Source organism: Lacinutrix sp. MEBiC02595, assembly GCF_053601555.1.
The window spans coordinates 1-16,129 of sequence record NZ_JBSHNU010000116.1 but is presented as its reverse complement, the minus strand read 5'-3'; the positions used below and the strand labels follow the sequence as shown (position 1 = coordinate 16,129).

13 protein-coding genes are annotated in these 16,129 nt (G+C 33.0%); 5 read left to right on the top strand and 8 right to left on the bottom strand.

Annotated elements, in window-relative coordinates; genetic code table 11:
* Window positions 1-41: 41 nt before the first annotated feature.
* The gene (locus ACVCZW_RS00640; RefSeq protein ID WP_452231379.1) at window positions 42-1,535 is read right to left on the bottom strand and encodes a YfcC family protein; all 1,494 of its coding nucleotides are present in this window, start codon (window positions 1,533-1,535) and stop codon (window positions 42-44) included.
* Window positions 1,536-1,612: 77 nt separating this feature from the next.
* Here ACVCZW_RS00640 and ACVCZW_RS00635 point away from each other — a divergent pair, with 77 nt between their 5' ends.
* Window positions 1,613-2,278, top strand: coding sequence for a uracil-DNA glycosylase (locus ACVCZW_RS00635; RefSeq protein WP_452231378.1), 666 nt, complete (start codon window positions 1,613-1,615; stop codon window positions 2,276-2,278).
* Window positions 2,279-2,561: 283 nt separating this feature from the next.
* Here the strand turns inward: ACVCZW_RS00635 and ACVCZW_RS00630 are convergent, their stop codons facing one another.
* From ACVCZW_RS00630 to ACVCZW_RS00610, 5 genes are all read right to left on the bottom strand, one after another.
* Complete coding sequence (locus ACVCZW_RS00630; protein ID WP_452231377.1) at window positions 2,562-3,416, bottom strand: substrate-binding domain-containing protein; 855 nt, start codon at window positions 3,414-3,416, stop codon at window positions 2,562-2,564.
* A gap of 57 nt (window positions 3,417-3,473) precedes the next feature.
* Entirely contained in the window at window positions 3,474-4,346 is an 873-nt protein-coding gene (locus tag ACVCZW_RS00625; protein WP_452231376.1) for a nucleoside phosphorylase, read from the bottom strand.
* On the bottom strand, window positions 4,336-5,277 hold the full coding sequence (locus ACVCZW_RS00620; protein ID WP_452231375.1) for a DUF1835 domain-containing protein: 942 nt from the start codon (window positions 5,275-5,277) through the stop codon (window positions 4,336-4,338). The genes ACVCZW_RS00625 and ACVCZW_RS00620 overlap by 11 nt, the downstream gene beginning before the upstream one ends.
* Window positions 5,278-5,607, bottom strand: coding sequence for a translation initiation factor (locus ACVCZW_RS00615; protein ID WP_452231374.1), 330 nt, complete (start codon window positions 5,605-5,607; stop codon window positions 5,278-5,280). It abuts the gene before it with no gap.
* A 71-nt stretch (window positions 5,608-5,678) separates the two neighbouring features.
* Window positions 5,679-6,629 (bottom strand): isopenicillin N synthase family dioxygenase, encoded by a 951-nt coding sequence (locus ACVCZW_RS00610; protein ID WP_452230034.1) that lies wholly within the window; start codon window positions 6,627-6,629, stop codon window positions 5,679-5,681.
* A gap of 195 nt (window positions 6,630-6,824) precedes the next feature.
* Between ACVCZW_RS00610 and ACVCZW_RS00605 the strand changes: the two genes are divergently transcribed.
* Window positions 6,825-8,744: an alpha-ketoacid dehydrogenase subunit alpha/beta gene (locus ACVCZW_RS00605; protein ID WP_452231400.1), complete on the top strand. Its 1,920-nt coding sequence runs from the start codon at window positions 6,825-6,827 to the stop codon at window positions 8,742-8,744.
* A gap of 395 nt (window positions 8,745-9,139) precedes the next feature.
* On the top strand, window positions 9,140-11,302 hold the full coding sequence (locus tag ACVCZW_RS00600) for a S9 family peptidase (protein WP_452230033.1): 2,163 nt from the start codon (window positions 9,140-9,142) through the stop codon (window positions 11,300-11,302).
* Between the two features lie 237 nt (window positions 11,303-11,539).
* Here ACVCZW_RS00600 and ACVCZW_RS00595 read toward each other — a convergent pair whose 3' ends face one another.
* Window positions 11,540-12,097 (bottom strand): ExbD/TolR family protein, encoded by a 558-nt coding sequence (locus tag ACVCZW_RS00595; protein ID WP_452230032.1) that lies wholly within the window; start codon window positions 12,095-12,097, stop codon window positions 11,540-11,542.
* Window positions 12,098-12,551: 454 nt separating this feature from the next.
* A complete protein-coding gene (locus tag ACVCZW_RS00590) occupies window positions 12,552-12,686 on the bottom strand; it encodes a hypothetical protein (protein ID WP_452231373.1) in 135 nt (44 codons plus the stop codon).
* 529 nt (window positions 12,687-13,215) lie between these two features.
* Here ACVCZW_RS00590 and ACVCZW_RS00585 point away from each other — a divergent pair.
* Complete coding sequence (locus tag ACVCZW_RS00585) at window positions 13,216-13,908, top strand: hypothetical protein (protein ID WP_452230031.1); 693 nt, start codon at window positions 13,216-13,218, stop codon at window positions 13,906-13,908.
* A gap of 82 nt (window positions 13,909-13,990) precedes the next feature.
* The gene (locus ACVCZW_RS00580; RefSeq protein WP_452230030.1) at window positions 13,991-15,547 is read left to right on the top strand and encodes a DEAD/DEAH box helicase; all 1,557 of its coding nucleotides are present in this window, start codon (window positions 13,991-13,993) and stop codon (window positions 15,545-15,547) included.
* The last annotated feature ends 582 nt before the right edge of the window (window positions 15,548-16,129 follow it).

Below are 16,129 nucleotides of genomic sequence, written 5' to 3'. Positions count from 1 at the left end.
CTCGTTTTATGCTAACGGAATCGATTCCGCGAAAGCGTTATTTACAAATAGCTAGAAACGGTCATAACTATTAAAGTAAAGACTATTAGTATGATGAATAAAGGCATCACGAATTTTAACCATTTGTTGAAACCAACTTTTACTACTGCTAGCGAGGCTAAAATTAAACCTGTAGGATTCACAAAATAGAAAAGTCCCATACCGTATTGATATGCATTTACTACAATTTCTCTACCAATACCAACGCTATCTGCTAATGGCGACATGATTGGCATGGTTAAAACTGCCATCCCAGAACTACTTGGAATAAAAAAGGAAAGTCCGGCGTAGACTGCAGTCATGGCACTTGCAAAAATTCCTTTGTTCATGTCTTGCGTCATCGAGCTTGCATAATGTAAAAGGGTATCACTAATTAATCCGTCGGCCATAATAACGGTTACACCGCGAGCAATACCAATAATTAGTGCAACACCTAATAAATCACCTGCGCCTTTTACAAAGGTGTCTATAAAATCTGTTTCTTTAATTTTGGCAATAAAACCAATAAGAATCGAGCCTACTAAAAAGGTTGCTGTCATTTCTACGAACCACCATTCTAGAGCAACAACGCCGTAAATCATGATGATAAAGCAAAGGGCAAATACAATTAAGGATAGACGTAAACGGGTTGTAAAGGCTATAATTTTTGCGTCTCCATGTGAAAATAATGCTGCTATTTGTTCTTGTTGGTCGTAAATTATAGATTTTGTAGGATCTTTTTGCACACGTTTACCATAGCGAATAATGTATATTAATGCAATGGTTAAGCAGGCAACTAACATAAATAGTCTTCCGCCAAGTCCTGTGGTCCACGCTATTCCTGCAGCGTCACTTGCTATAATAGTACTAAACGGATTTATAGTAGAACACATCGTACCGATAGAACTTCCTAAAAAGATACAAGCGATACCAACCATAGCATCATATTTTGCTGCTAAAAACACGGGAATTAGAATAGGGAAGAAGGCAATGGTTTCTTCGGCAAAGCCAAAGGTAGTTCCTCCAGCTGCGACCAATGTGGTAACTAAAATAATAAGGATAAACTCTCGCCCTTTAAATGCATTGGCGAGCCAGTTTATTCCCGCATCAAAAGCACCGGTACTATTAATAATACCAATGAGACCTCCAATAATTAAAACAAGGAAAATGATGTCTGCAGCCTCTATAATCCCTTTTACTGGTGATTTTATAAATGCTAAAACACCTTGTGGTTTGGATTCTAGTTTCTGATACGTATTAGGTATGTTTATAGGTTTGTAAATATCGCCATTTGTGAATTTCTCTAGTGGAATCTTGATATTTAGTGTTTCTAAATTATCCTGCGTTGCAGGAATGGTTTCCGAATTATCTATGCTAATTCTAGTGAATGTATTATCGTCTTTATTGTAGCCTAAAGTTTCGTATTTACCAGCAGGAATAACCCAAGTTAATAAGGTAACTAAACCAGCTATTATGAATAAAATGGTTTGAGCAGAAGGAAATTTTAGTTTTTTCATATATAATTAAATGCTAAAAAGGGTATCAAGTTTAAAGATAGTATTATTTTAGACTTTCTTAAAATTTGGATAAAAAGATGCAATATAATATAGATTCTAGTTGGAAAGCACATTTAAAGGAAACGTTTCATGCTCCTTATTTTAAATCTTTAATGGAATTTGTGGAAGATGAATATGAACAGTACGAGTGTTTCCCTAAAAAGGAAGCTATTTTTAATGCCTTTAATTTATGTACTTTTGAAGATTTGAAGGTGGTTATTATAGGTCAAGACCCGTATCATGATGTGGGTCAGGCGAATGGCTTGTGTTTTAGTGTGAATGCTGGTATTGCGATTCCGCCTTCTTTAAAAAATATTTATAAAGAGTTGGAAAGTGATGTAGGACATGTAGTTTCTAATTCTGGTAATTTAGAAGCTTGGGGAAAACAAGGTGTTTTATTATTAAATGCTACATTAACGGTTAGAGCACATCAAGCAGGAAGTCATCAAAAAAAAGGTTGGGAAACGTTTACAGATAGTGTAATTAAGTTAATAAGTGCAGAAAAAGAGCATGTGGTGTTTTTACTATGGGGCGGATTTGCTAAAAAGAAAGCGAAGTTGATAGACGAAAAAAAGCATACTATTTTAACTTCAGGTCATCCTTCTCCATTAAGTGCTAATCGAGGGTATTGGTTTGGTAGTAAGCATTTTAGTAAGACTAACTGCCAGTTGGAGCAAGTTGGCTTGAAACCTTTGTTTTGGTAGGTCTTACACTAACTACGTCTTTGTTTTTATCTAAAGCTTTTAAGCGTTTTGTTGTTTTATTACAGCTAAATGCTAATAGCATAAAGTTGATTAAAACTAAAGAAATAATAAGAAATGTAATTGTTGATAGCATAAGAAACTAATTTAATATTTGTAGGTTTGGATGGCAAATATACGATTTTAGTTAATTAAAGTTAACAAAAATTAACAGTCTTAAATAATTAAGTGGTTAAACAGCAGGTTTTTAAGGTTGAAATGCGCACTCTTAGTAGAATTTTGCGGTTTATAGTTTTGTAACTAATTGTTTGTATTTCCATTTTTCAGGAATGATATCTAAATCAAATAATTTTTCTTGTACGTTGTCTATTGTTTTTTCATCGATCACTTCTTGCGACCATTCGGTTAAACTTAACCATTCTTGAACATCTTCTAATTTTTGATCGTAGCGATTCGCTATCGTTTTATCGATAGAAGGAATATCTTTAAATTCACTGGTGGTGTTATTAATGATATCTAAAATGGTTTTTACATCGTCTTTATTGTTTTCTAAAAACTCGGTTCTTACTGCAATAACAAAACAAGGCCAGGGCGAAGGGCAGTTAGCGATACGTCTAAAGGTACCATCATCTACTAAAGGTTTCGTGGTAAATTTCTCCCACATAAAGTAATCGGCTTTGTCGTTGGTTAGACCTTCTACAGCGCCATCTAAGTTTTTAATAACCTCAAAATCAAGATCTTTATCTAAGTCCCAATTATTCTTTTGCGCATTAATGTACGCCATTAAATGCGACCCAGAACCATATCTACTAATGGCAGCTTTAGTTCCTTTTAAGTCTTCTACTGTTTTATAATTGGAATGCTCTGCAACGTGAATTCCCCAAATTAATGGCGATTCTACAAAGGTTTGTACAATGGTACTTGGGTTTCCGTCAATGATATCTTTTATAATTCCTTCGGTAAGTATTACCGCTAAATCTATTTCGCCTTCCCGAAGCGCTGTACACATTTGTCCGGTACCACCAAAATAATCTTTCCAACGAAGATTAATATCTTCGTCTTTATATTCGCCATTTTTAAGTGTAAGGTACCAAGCTAAATTAAAATGTTCTGGTACACCACCAATTTTTACTGTCTTCATATTTTTTCCGCGAAAGCGTTCATTTCAAGAACCTGTCTGTTACAATCAGAAATGAAATTAATACGCTACTATTTTGTTTAAAGTATATTCTATCAGGTTGTTAACTACTGCCTTAGGATCTTCGCTAAATTCGCCAGTTGCACGGTTTGCAATAATAGCGTTCATAGATAAAGCATGATGACCAAGCAGCTTAGATAAACCATAAATAACAGAGGTTTCCATTTCCAGGTTGGTAACTCTAAAACCCTTAAAATTAAAAGTATCCATTTTGTTATTTAATGCGGTATCTGCGAGTGGTAAACGTAAAACGCGACCTTGCGGACCATAAAATCCTCCAGCTGTAGCTGTGATTCCTTTATGTATTTTATCGCTGTCTAGTAAGGCTTCTAACTTTTTACTGTTATTTATAAGGATAGGTCTTGCTTTATTTTCACTCCAATTTGTAAATGCAATAAAGGCATCTTCTATTTCTGGATTTGTGATATTATTTAATTGGTAAAAATGAAGCATGCCATTTAAGTCTAAACCATGCGTACTCATGACAAAGGAATCTACTGGAATATCTTTTTGAAGCGAGCCAGAAGTACCAATACGCACTATATTTAGACTCGTAAGTATTTCTTTTGGTTTTCTTGTTTGTAAATCGATATTTACTAAAGCATCTAATTCATTAAGTACAATATCGATGTTGTCTGGACCAATTCCTGTAGAAATTACAGTAATTCGTTTTCCTTTATAGACTCCGGTTTGGGTTTTAAACTCTCTTTTTTGAATAGAAAATTCAATACTATCAAAATGCTCGGTGATTTTTGCCACTCGATCTTGATCTCCAACAAAAATAATGTCATTAGCAATATGTTGTGGTTTTAAATTTAAATGATATACACTTCCGTCAGGATTTAATATCAGTTCCGATTCTTTAATTGCCATGTGTTATTGTTTTTATAAGTTTGTTTTCTTTTTTGTTAAACTGAAAGTCCAATCGGTTTACGTTACCATAAATCATATTATCATTTATTTCGGAAGCAAAATTATGATGATTAAGCAGTACTTCGTGTCCTTTTCTATTTAACTTTATAGAGTCCTTTTCTTCTATATAAAATAGCGCAAGGTTTTCTATTATTCGCATTAATTGTATATCGCCAAACCCATAATAGCCTTGGTAGTTTAAAGCGTATCCTAATAAATGATGTTTCGATTTTATTTCGTACTTATCTATTAAGCTTAAAATATTTTGTTCTAAAGTACTCAGTCCGTTTTTAGAATCAGGAAAACGTTCTAAATGCGCTTTCAGGCAAATACCTAAATATTCAAAAGAGGACTTTTTAGTGATGTATTTCTTCAATAAATTATGATCGGTACCACAATAGATTTGCCAAATACTAACCGCGATATCTTTATCTGATTCCTTTAGTTTTATTCTATTTTTAAAATGATTGTCTAGTTGCTCTGGCGTAAGTTCACATAAACCTTTTAGGCTATCTTCATTCGCAATTCTACCACTACAAACTAAAGTAATTGGTGTTTTTATTTTCTTTTCATTTAAAAGACTAAGCACAGCCAACATATTGATGTGGCAAAATAAATCGTATTCAAACCACAATACAATTTCAGTATATTTATCTGTATCGTCTAGCTTATGTAGTTCTTTTTTATATTGAGCTTCATCGACTTCAATAGCATAAGATGCTTTTAAAAAGTCTTTTCTAACTTTTATAAATGCATCCGAATTAATAAGACGATTTGCCGGACCTTCACATAACATTTCGTGCCAAGTTAAAAAATCTCCGGGATAGCTTAGGTCTCTTAAATAGCTGGTTAGATTACCACCATTTGTAATATGTAAGATGTTCTCTGTCATTTATCCGCCAACTCGTTTTACATTAAAACCTTTTTCTTTAAGCATTGCCATGATTTTATCTCTATAATCTCCTTGAATGATAATTTTGTCATCTTTAAAGCTTCCGCCAACACTTAGTTTGGTTTTAAGCTCTTTTGCTAAAGCTTTAAAATCTTCGGTTGCTCCAGTATATCCCTCTAAAATAGTAATGGGTTTTCCCTTACGCTTTTCGTATTTACATAGAATAGGATCGTCTTGAAGCCAAATATCATTTTTATTAGCATCTACTTCTTTCGGAGTTTCATCTACATGATCTGGAAACAAGTTTTTAAGTTGGTCTTGTAAATCCATATTTTTTAGTGTTTAGTAGGCAGTCTCCAGTCGCGTGTTAGAGTAAACACCGCCTACTGAATACTGCCTACTTATTTTTTTATAAGTCCTAAGTCCACAAGACGTTCATGTAAAAATGCACCAGCAGTAATATCTTCATATTGCTTTGGGTTATCTTCATCAATACAGCTTTCTAATACATCTAATTTCATATCACTTATAGGATGCATGAAAAACGGCATAGAATAGCGAGAAGTTCCCCAAAGTTCTCTTGGCGGGTTTATTACTCTGTGTATTGTAGATTTTAGTTTATTGTTGGTATGACGAGAAAGCATGTCTCCAACATTTATCATTAATTCATCTGGTTCTGCAATGGCATCTATCCATTCTCCATCATGCTTTTGTACTTGTAAACCTCTTCCTTGCGCTCCCATTAAAAGCGTAATTAAATTAATGTCACCATGTGCTGCTGCACGAACTGCATTTTTAGGTTCATTAATAATAGGAGGATAGTGAATTGGTCTTAAAATAGAATTCCCATTATGTATATATTTATCAAAATAGGTTTCTTCTAAATTTAAGTATAAAGCTAAAGCACGTAAAACGTATTTCGCCGTTTTCTCTAACATTCTATAGGTTTCTTTACCGGTTTTGGTAAATGCTGGTAATTCGTTAACAGAAACATTTGCAGGATATTCTGCTTCTAGTTTTGGATCATTTTCTACAAACTGTCCAAAATGCCAAAACTCTTTTAAATCCCCTTCTTTTTTTCCTTTAGCACTTTCTTTTCCAAAAGAAATATAACCACGTTGTCCACCAATACCTGGTACTTCATAACTACGTTTCGTTTCTACAGGAAGGTCAAAGAAATTTTTTACTTCTCCGTATAAATTATCTACTAAAGTATCGTCTAAAAAATGTCCTTTAAGCGCAACAAAACCTATGTCTTCATAAGCTTTACCAATTTCTTCTACAAATTTTTGCTTTTTTGCTGGATCTCCTGAAACAAAGTCGTTCAGGTTCACACTAGGTATTCTATCCATAATCATTATTTTATAAGTCGAATTACAAATGTAACGAAAATCTTGAGTAAAATTAAACTAAAAAGTGGCATAACATTAAAAATTACTTACATTTGATATATAAAAATAAAGGTATTGGAAACGTTTTCTAAAGCTATAATTAGCTACAATAAAGAAGGTTTAAAAAAGGAAACCTTAATCGATTTATATAAGAGTATGCTCAAGCCTAGGCTGATAGAGGAGAAGATGCTCATTCTATTAAGACAAGGAAAAATCTCTAAATGGTTTTCTGGTATTGGTCAAGAAGCTATTTCTGTTGGGGTTACAAAAGCCATGTTAGCAGAAGAGTATATTTTGCCCATGCACAGAAATCTTGCTGTTTTTACAACGCGGGAAATCCCATTATTCAGGCTTTTTGCACAATGGCAAGGTAAGGCTAGCGGATTTACAAAAGGAAGAGACCGTAGTTTTCACTTTGGAACACAAGAATATAATATTGTGGGTATGATCTCACATCTTGGTCCGCAATTAGGGGTTGCAGATGGTATTGCTTTGGCAAGTAAATTACAAAATAAAAATCAAGTTACCGCTGTTTTTACTGGAGAAGGCGGAACTAGTGAAGGAGATTTTCACGAGGCTTTAAATGTAGCTTCTGTTTGGCAATTGCCTGTTTTATTTTGCATAGAGAATAACGGTTATGGTTTATCTACACCAACTAGCGAGCAATATAATTGCAAGGATTTAGCAGATCGCGCTTTAGGTTATGGTATGGAAAGTCATATCCTTGATGGAAATAATATTTTAGAAGTATATACTAAAGTGAACGCTTTAGCGGAAGACATGCGTAAAAATCCTCGTCCTATTTTACTAGAATTTAAGACCTTTAGAATGCGCGGACATGAGGAAGCTAGCGGAACAAAATACGTGCCTCAAGATCTATTAGATGCTTGGGCAAAGAAAGATCCTTTAGAAAATTATCAGGAGTTTTTAAAAAATGAAGGTATTATAGACGAAGCTTTTGAGGTCGCTATAAAGGAAAAAATCGTACACGAAATAAATGAAGCTTTAGACCAAGCAGGCGCAGAAGAAGCGATTGTTGCCTCTGAAAAGGAAGAGTTAAAGGATGTGTATCAAGATTTTGATTATCAAGAAATTACACCAAGTAATAAGTCGGAAGAATTACGTTTAATTGATGCTATTTCCGAAGGTTTAAAACAAAGCATGGAACGTCATGATGATTTAGTAATCATGGGACAAGACATCGCAGAATATGGTGGCGCTTTTAAAATTACAGATGGTTTTGTAGAAGCCTTTGGTAAAGATAGAGTGCGCAACACACCAATCTGTGAATCTGCAATTGTAGAAGCAGCAATGGGACTTTCTATAGCGGGAATTAAAAGTGTTGTAGAAATGCAGTTTGCAGATTTTGTTACTTCCGGATTTAATCCTGTGGTAAATTATTTAGCAAAAAGCCATTACAGATGGAATCAAAATGCAGATGTTGTGCTAAGAATGCCTTGTGGAGCAGGAGTTGCTGCAGGACCTTTTCATAGCCAAACCAATGAAGCTTGGTTTACTAAAACACCAGGTTTAAAAGTAGTTTATCCAGCGTTTCCTTATGATGCTAAAGGACTTTTGGCAACCGCAATTAACGACCCTAATCCTGTGTTATTCTTTGAGCACAAAGCTTTATATAGAAGTATTCGTCAAGAAGTACCAACCGATTATTTTACATTACCACTTGGTAAAGCTTCTCTTTTAAGAGAAGGAAATGACATTACTGTAATCTCTTATGGCGCAGCAGTACATTGGGCTTTAAATACTCTAGATAAACATAGCAATATACAAGCAGATGTTATCGATTTACGCTCACTGCAACCTTTAGATACCGAAGCTATTTATGCTTCCGTAAAGAAAACGGGTAAAGCAATTATCTTGCAAGAAGATTCTCTTTTTGGTGGAATAGCAAGTGATATTTCAGCCTTAATTATGGAAAATTGCTTTGAAGAATTAGATGCTCCAGTAAAACGTGTGGCTAGTATGGAAACACCAATTCCGTTTATCAATCAGTTAGAAGATCAATATTTATCACGTGATAAGTTTGAAGGAGAATTGCTGAAGTTGTTGGCGTATTAGATTTTGGAAAGTAATAAAGATTAAAAATAAGAAAACGAGGTAAAAAGAAAAAAGGCAGCACTCACGCATGAAGAGTGGATGGTTTTTTTCTTTTTGCCTTTTTTTACGCCTACACCTAAATATAAAGAAGAGCCTTTTTCTCGATCTGAACTAGAAAGATTTAGAGCGCATGGTTTTGATAATAAAAGTAAAGAAGCCCTAAAAACTAAAAGTCAAGGGTATGTCTGTTGGTTTTTATTTTTGTTATAATAATGTCTTTCTTTTTATAAACAGGAAATAGATTCTGTAGTAAATGTTATTAGAAACACGTGTTTATACTTGATTTTTAATGAATTACATTTTTTTTATTATTAATTCACTAAATTTATTTGAAATATTAATCCCCCTTATATAATATGAAAACACCTATCTATTATCTATTTGCTTTTTTGTTCGTTTTTGTTGGCTGCAAAAACAAAGAAGAACTTATGGGACAGAAAACTACAGAAGCTCCTGTCGCTAAAATAATCCCGAAAGAAATAATCACACACGGTGACTCTAGAACAGATAACTATTTCTGGATGCGTTTAAGTGATGCACAAAAAAATGCAGAAACTCCAGATGCACAAACGCAAGATGTTTTAGATTATTTACATCAAGAAAATGAATATACAGCTAAAACTATGGCGCATACCGATGCGTTTCAAGAAAAACTTTATGATGAAATGGTTAGTAGGATTAAAAAAGACGATGCCTCCGTTCCAGTAACAGATAATGGGTATTCCTATTATACACGATATGAAGAAGGAGGAGATTACGCTTTATATTGCAGAAAGAAAGTTGCAGAAAATGCTACAGAAGAAATTATGCTTCACGGACCAGAAATGGCAAAAGGATTTGCTTATTATGGTTTTGGCCCTCAAGCTGTGAGTCCGAATAATGAGCGAATAGCTTTTGCTATTGATACTATTTCAAGACGTCAATACACGATCTATTTTAAAGATTTAAAAACAGGAAAACTCTTAGCAGATAAATTAAGTAATACTAGTGGTGGCGCAACTTGGGCTAATGATAATAAAACTATTTTTTATTCCACAAAAGATCCAGAAACATTACGCTCGAATAAAATTTTTAAGCATGTTTTAGGTACAGATCAAGCACAAGACGAGCTGGTTTTTGAAGAAAAAGAGGATACCTACAGATGTTTTGTTTGGAAATCTAAATCTAAAGCCTATATATTTATTGGGAGTATGCAAACGCTATCTACAGAAATGCAATACCTAGATGCCAATACGCCAAATGGGGATTGGAAAGTAATTCAGCCTCGTGAAAAAGTTTTAGAATATCAAGCAGATCATTTTGAAGACCATTTTTATATTCGTACCAATTTAGATGCTAAAAATTTTAAATTAGTAAAAACACCAGTTTCAAAGACTACAAAAGAAAATTGGGTCGATGTTATTCCGCATAGAAGTGATGTTTATCTTCAGGGTTATGAACTTTTTAAAAATTACTTAGTTGTAGAAGAGCGTAAAGCTGGATTAATTAATATTCGCGTTAAAAAATGGAAAGGAGAGGAGCATTACATTCCTTTTAACGATCCTGCCTATCTAGCGTATATAACTTCTAATTTAGATTTTGATACCAATATATTGCGATATAATTACTCTTCGTTAACCACTCCAGATACCGATTTTGAATATGATATGGACACCAAAACTTCGGTAGTTTTAAAACAACAAGAAGTTCTAGATCCTAATTTTTCAAGCGATAACTATGTTTCTGAGCGTAAATTTGCTACCGCTAAAGATGGTACGCAAATTCCAGTTTCTATAGTCTATAAAAAAGGCTTAGATAAAAACGGAAAGAATCCGTTATTGCTGTATGCATATGGTTCTTACGGCGCTAGTATGGATGCTGATTTTAATTCTTCGCGTTTAAGTTTATTAGATCGTGGATTTGTGTACGCGATTGCGCATATTCGTGGCGGACAAGAAATGGGACGCCAGTGGTATGAAAACGGGAAACTATTAAAAAAGAAAAACACCTTTACCGATTTTATAGATTGTGGCGAGTTTTTAATAACCGAAGGATATACCAATAGCGATCATCTATATGCTATGGGTGGAAGTGCAGGAGGGTTATTAATGGGAGCAATTTTGAATATGAAACCAGAATTATGGAATGGCGTAGTAGCAGCAGTGCCTTTTGTTGATATTGTTTCTACAATGCTAGATGAATCTATTCCGTTAACTACTTTTGAATTTGACGAATGGGGAAATCCGAAAATTAAAGAATACTACGATTATATGAAATCCTATTCGCCTTATGATAATGTGGAAGCAAAAGCATATCCTAATATATTAATAACAACGGGATATTGGGATAGTCAAGTACAATATTGGGAACCTGCAAAATGGATTGCAAAATTACGAGCCTTAAAAACAGATGATAATCTATTGCTTATGGACTGTAATATGGAAAATGGACATGGAGGTGCTTCTGGGAGATTCGAGCGATATAAACGTACTGCTTTAATGTATAGTTTTTTCTTGGATTTGGAAGGAATCACAGAGTAAATAGTAATACTAATATATGTAAAAGCCTAGATTTTTAATCTAGGCTTTTTTTTTTTTGAATTGCAACTACTGTTAAACGAAAGTGTTTGGTAACTCGCAAATATAATTATAATTAGAATGTGCTCCTCGCTTTAGGTAAAGAGAGGTGGATTTATTGAAAATAAATTCGGAGAGTTTGGCTTAAAATGCGAAGCAATTTTCTTAATTTAAAACAAGGATAAAACCATTCTTCTCTCCTTATTTCGTCTCTGCTTCACTTATTCTAAAAGGATAAGCTTCTCTAATTTCCTTCATTTCTCTCGGCGTTAATTTGTCTTCTGTTTTGCGGAATTTATTTTTACTGTAGGTGCTTCGTAATTCATAATATGCTTTTGTGATTTCATCTTGTACTTGTACAAAAAGGTTATAGCTTGTACTTCTATCATTTTGAAGAGAAATAACAGCTTCGGTAGGTTTGTCTGAACCATGAACTAATTGTTTTCCGTTGCAATACAAACAAGTATTTTCTCCATTATTATCAATAAAATCTTTGGTTACATTTTTCACCTTTTGAAGGGGTACTAATTCATTTTCAATAAGAATTTCATCTTTTCCATTTAGAACAATTCGCAATACATTTCGTTCGTTTAAATCTACAGAACAATTCACATTTGGTGGACATTCTCTGGGTAATTTCCTGTTTATGCCTTCATCGGAAGCTATTGTGGTGGTTACTAAAAAGAAGATTAATAATAAAAATGCAATGTCTGCCATAGAACCTGCATTTACTGTTGGTGAAGATTTTGAGTATCTCATGCTAGTAAATATTTAAGATTAATAGATGTAGCTATTCACAAAAACAATACCGTAATTTTTGTACATAGCAAGATTAAAGTCTTTACTGGTGTGGTTCCGTTTTTACGGAATCGGAGAGTTAGTATAAAATATACACTTAAAATGAATTGCTTTAACTGCTCTTTCTTCCAATTTTCTAAGGAAAACTAGAATTCATTCTCCTCTTTAAATAAGAGGAGAGCCACATGTTTACAGAATTTTTTCTAAGAACCGGCTCCTCTCTTTTGTTAAAGAGAGGTGGTTCCGTTTTTACGGAATCGGAGAGTTAGTATAAAATACACGCTTAAAATGAATTATTTTAACTCCTCTTTAAAATAAAGAGAAGAGCTATTTGTTTTGTAAGATCACATACAAAGCAAAAAAAAGCCAGTTAACATAGTTTGTTAACTGGCTTTTTAAAGAGTGACTAATTCTTTTAATGTGCGAACCTGCTGGTTCCTTTCCAAAGGGTAGTGTTCGAGTTACAAAAACGAATAACATGTCTATTTACAAGGTTTTGCTCTTCTACAATACCACTTACTTTTTTAGATAATTTTGCTAATGTTCTCATAACTCTGGTGGTTTTTTGATTAATGATTTTTTGAAGGATGATTTACTTAATGCTTATCTGAAACGTCTTTTACTGTTCCAAGCATAGCTTTTCGTGTTACTTAATGTTCCTGATAATTGGTTGTTGTTTAAAGTTCTCATAATATTTGTTTTTTGATGGATTGATAGATTGATGTGGTTTTATGAAATAATTATCTAAAACGTCTTTTACTGTTCCAAGCATGACTTTTTGTGTTATTTAATGTTCCTGATAATTGATTGTTGTTTAAAGTTCTCATGATATATGTTTTTTGATTGTTATACCTAATAGACGACACATATTTCAAATTGTTACAGTACTAGGTAATACATAATAGTAATTTAACATTTTTTAACATAAACGAATCGATTTGTTTACGTTAAAGAGAGTAGAAGCATAGGGAAAAAGCGCAGTAAGTAGTTAAATAAATCAAAAAGAGTATATTTAAATAGGAAATTTGAAACTTAGGAACGATTTTTGAAATCAGAGAATAGAATTATTCCAATATATTATGCGATTACTCTTTTTAATTATTTTATGTTTATTCAGTTTTACGCTTCAAGCGCAAATAGATAGTGAGCAAAAATCCGTTACTATTCCTGTTATAGAAAGTGAACAAGGAGAAATACAGGAAGAAGTTAAAGAAGAAGGGAAACCTATAAATAACCAAGGTTTTATTATTCCGAAGGAAGATAATATAAATGGTTTAACTGTTCCTAAACAAAATCAACCTACAGATTTACCAAAAGAAGAGTTTTCTATGTTTAATAAAGAAGAATTTGGTAATCCTGGGGAATTATATGAAGATCGAATTAAAAAACATGCCAGTTATACCGAATTAAAAAGGGAACAACAATATAGAGGGAATACAACCACACAGTTTTTTGGGGATCATACAACAAAGTCCAAGAATATCAATATAGTGTATAGAGATTATGGTGCTTTTGATGGCGATCATATTCGCGTATTTATAAATGGTGATGTTGTAAAAACATCTGTTCTATTAACGCCAGACTACAGTGGTTTTAAATTTAAATTAGTAGATGGCATTAATAAAATCGACTTTTTAGCTTTAGATACCGGTCAGGTTTCACCGAATACCGCAGAGTTTCAAATATTAGATGATTTTGGGGATGTTATTTCTGGAAATCAATGGAATTTAGCCAAGGGAGTTAAAGCCTCTATTATCATTATAAAGGAATAATTAACATTTATTTTTTAACTTTCTTTCCAAATACCCTTTAAAAACACCAAAAAGATGTTATTTTTGCACATCTTAAAAAACTATGGGGAACGTTATTACAACAACAGAACAAGAAGAAAATAAAGCTGGAAAAGACCTTTACAGCTACCAAAGAGGTGCAATTAACAAAATTTTTAAAGCATTCGAGGATGCTCCGGAAGACTATCATTTGTTATATCAATTACCAACTGGTGGTGGAAAAACAGTTATTTTTTCAGAAATTGTTAGGCAATATTTAAAACATCACAAGAAGAAAGTTTTAGTGATGACACACAGAATTGAATTGTGTAAGCAAACTTCGAGTATGCTTACTGGTTTTGGTGTAGAAAATAAAATTGTAAGTAGTAAAGCAAATCTAGAAGATCAAGAACAATACGGTTGCTTTGTTGCAATGGTAGAAACGCTAAATAATAGATTACAAGAAGGAAAACTAGATATTTCAGATATCGGATTAGTAATTATTGATGAAGCGCATTACAATTCTTTTACTAAACTTTTTAAGTTTTTTGAAAAGTCCTTTATTCTAGGAGTTACAGCAACGCCTTTAAGTTCTAATATTAAGCTCCCAATGAACGATAACTATAATGAGCTTATTGTTGGAGAAACTATAGAACATCTTATTCAAAATGAATTTTTAGCGCAAGCGGAAGTCTATTCGTATAATGTAGGATTAACTTCCTTAATTGTTGGTGCAAATGGGGATTATACCGTGAAATCTTCGGAAGATTTATATACCAATACCGATATGCTTTCTAAGCTTATTCAATCGTATGAAGAAAGATGTAAAGGAAAGAAAACACTAATCTTTAATAATGGTATTAATACTTCTTTACACGTTTATGACACGTTTAGAAGAGCAGGTTATCCTGTTGCTCACTTAGATAATACCAATACTAAAAAAGAACGTAAAGCTATTTTAAAATGGTTTCATGAAACTCCAGATGCCGTTTTAACTTCTGTAAGTATCTTAACTACTGGTTTTGATGAACCAACAGTGGAAGCTATTATCTTAAATAGAGCTACAAAGTCGTTAACACTGTACTACCAAATGATTGGTAGGGGATCTCGTATTTTAAAGAATAAATCGACTTTTCAAGTTATTGATTTAGGAAATAATTTACACCGTTTCGGACCTTGGGGAGCAGATTTAGACTGGCAACGTATTTTTAGAACACCTAATTTCTATTTAGATGGTCTTGTAAATGACGAAGAGCTAGAAGAAGCTTTTAGATATGAAATGCCAGAAGAACTTCGTGCAGAATTTTCTAATTCTAAAGATGTGTACTTCGATATTAAGAAAACATATATTGCTTCTGTAACCAATGGAGAATCTTCTAAAGTGGTTTTAGAACGTTCTATAATTCATCATGCAAAAATTTGTATTGAAAATTCAGAAGATGTTTATGATGCGCTTGGTCTTGCAAAAATGCTTGGCGACGATATCGATTACAGAATTGGTAGATACACCAAATGTATTAGTAAAAGTACGTACAACTTTGTCGATTGGTTAAAGAACGATTACCGACTAAAGCTTCGTGCGTATTTACGTGATAATTTTGATACCGTTTTTGAAGAAATTCACGGTAGAAAACCAGAATAAATACAAAAACATTATTTTATTTAATAGTTTAAATAAAGTATTTTAATACATTAAAAACCAACTATATAGTTGGTTTTTTTTGTTTTATACTTCCTATGAAAAAAATATTGATTTTGTAGCATCAGAGTTGTTTCGACTGCAAAAATCAGTTAGGTATTTTTTTTATAATACCTGCAAGGTTTTAAAAACCTTGCAGGATATATTAATTGCTTAATATTTCAAAAACCAATTCTTTCGTGAGCTTTTCATTTCCCTATTTCCTGCGAAGGCAGGAATCTTATAAAAAAAACTTTGATTTTGTAGCATAGAAGATCCTTTGACTGCAAAAATCAGTTAGGTTTTTTTTTATAATACCTGCAAGGTTTTAAAAACCTGGCAGGATATATTAATTGCTTAATATTTCAAAAACCAATTCTTTCGTGAGCTTTTCATTTCCCGATTTCCTGCGAAGGCAGGAATCTTATAAAAAAACGTTGATTTTGTAGCATAGAAGATCCTTTGACTGCAAAAATCAGTTAGGTTTTTTTTTATAATACCTGCAAGGTTTTAAAAACCTGGCAGGATATATTAATTGCTTAATAT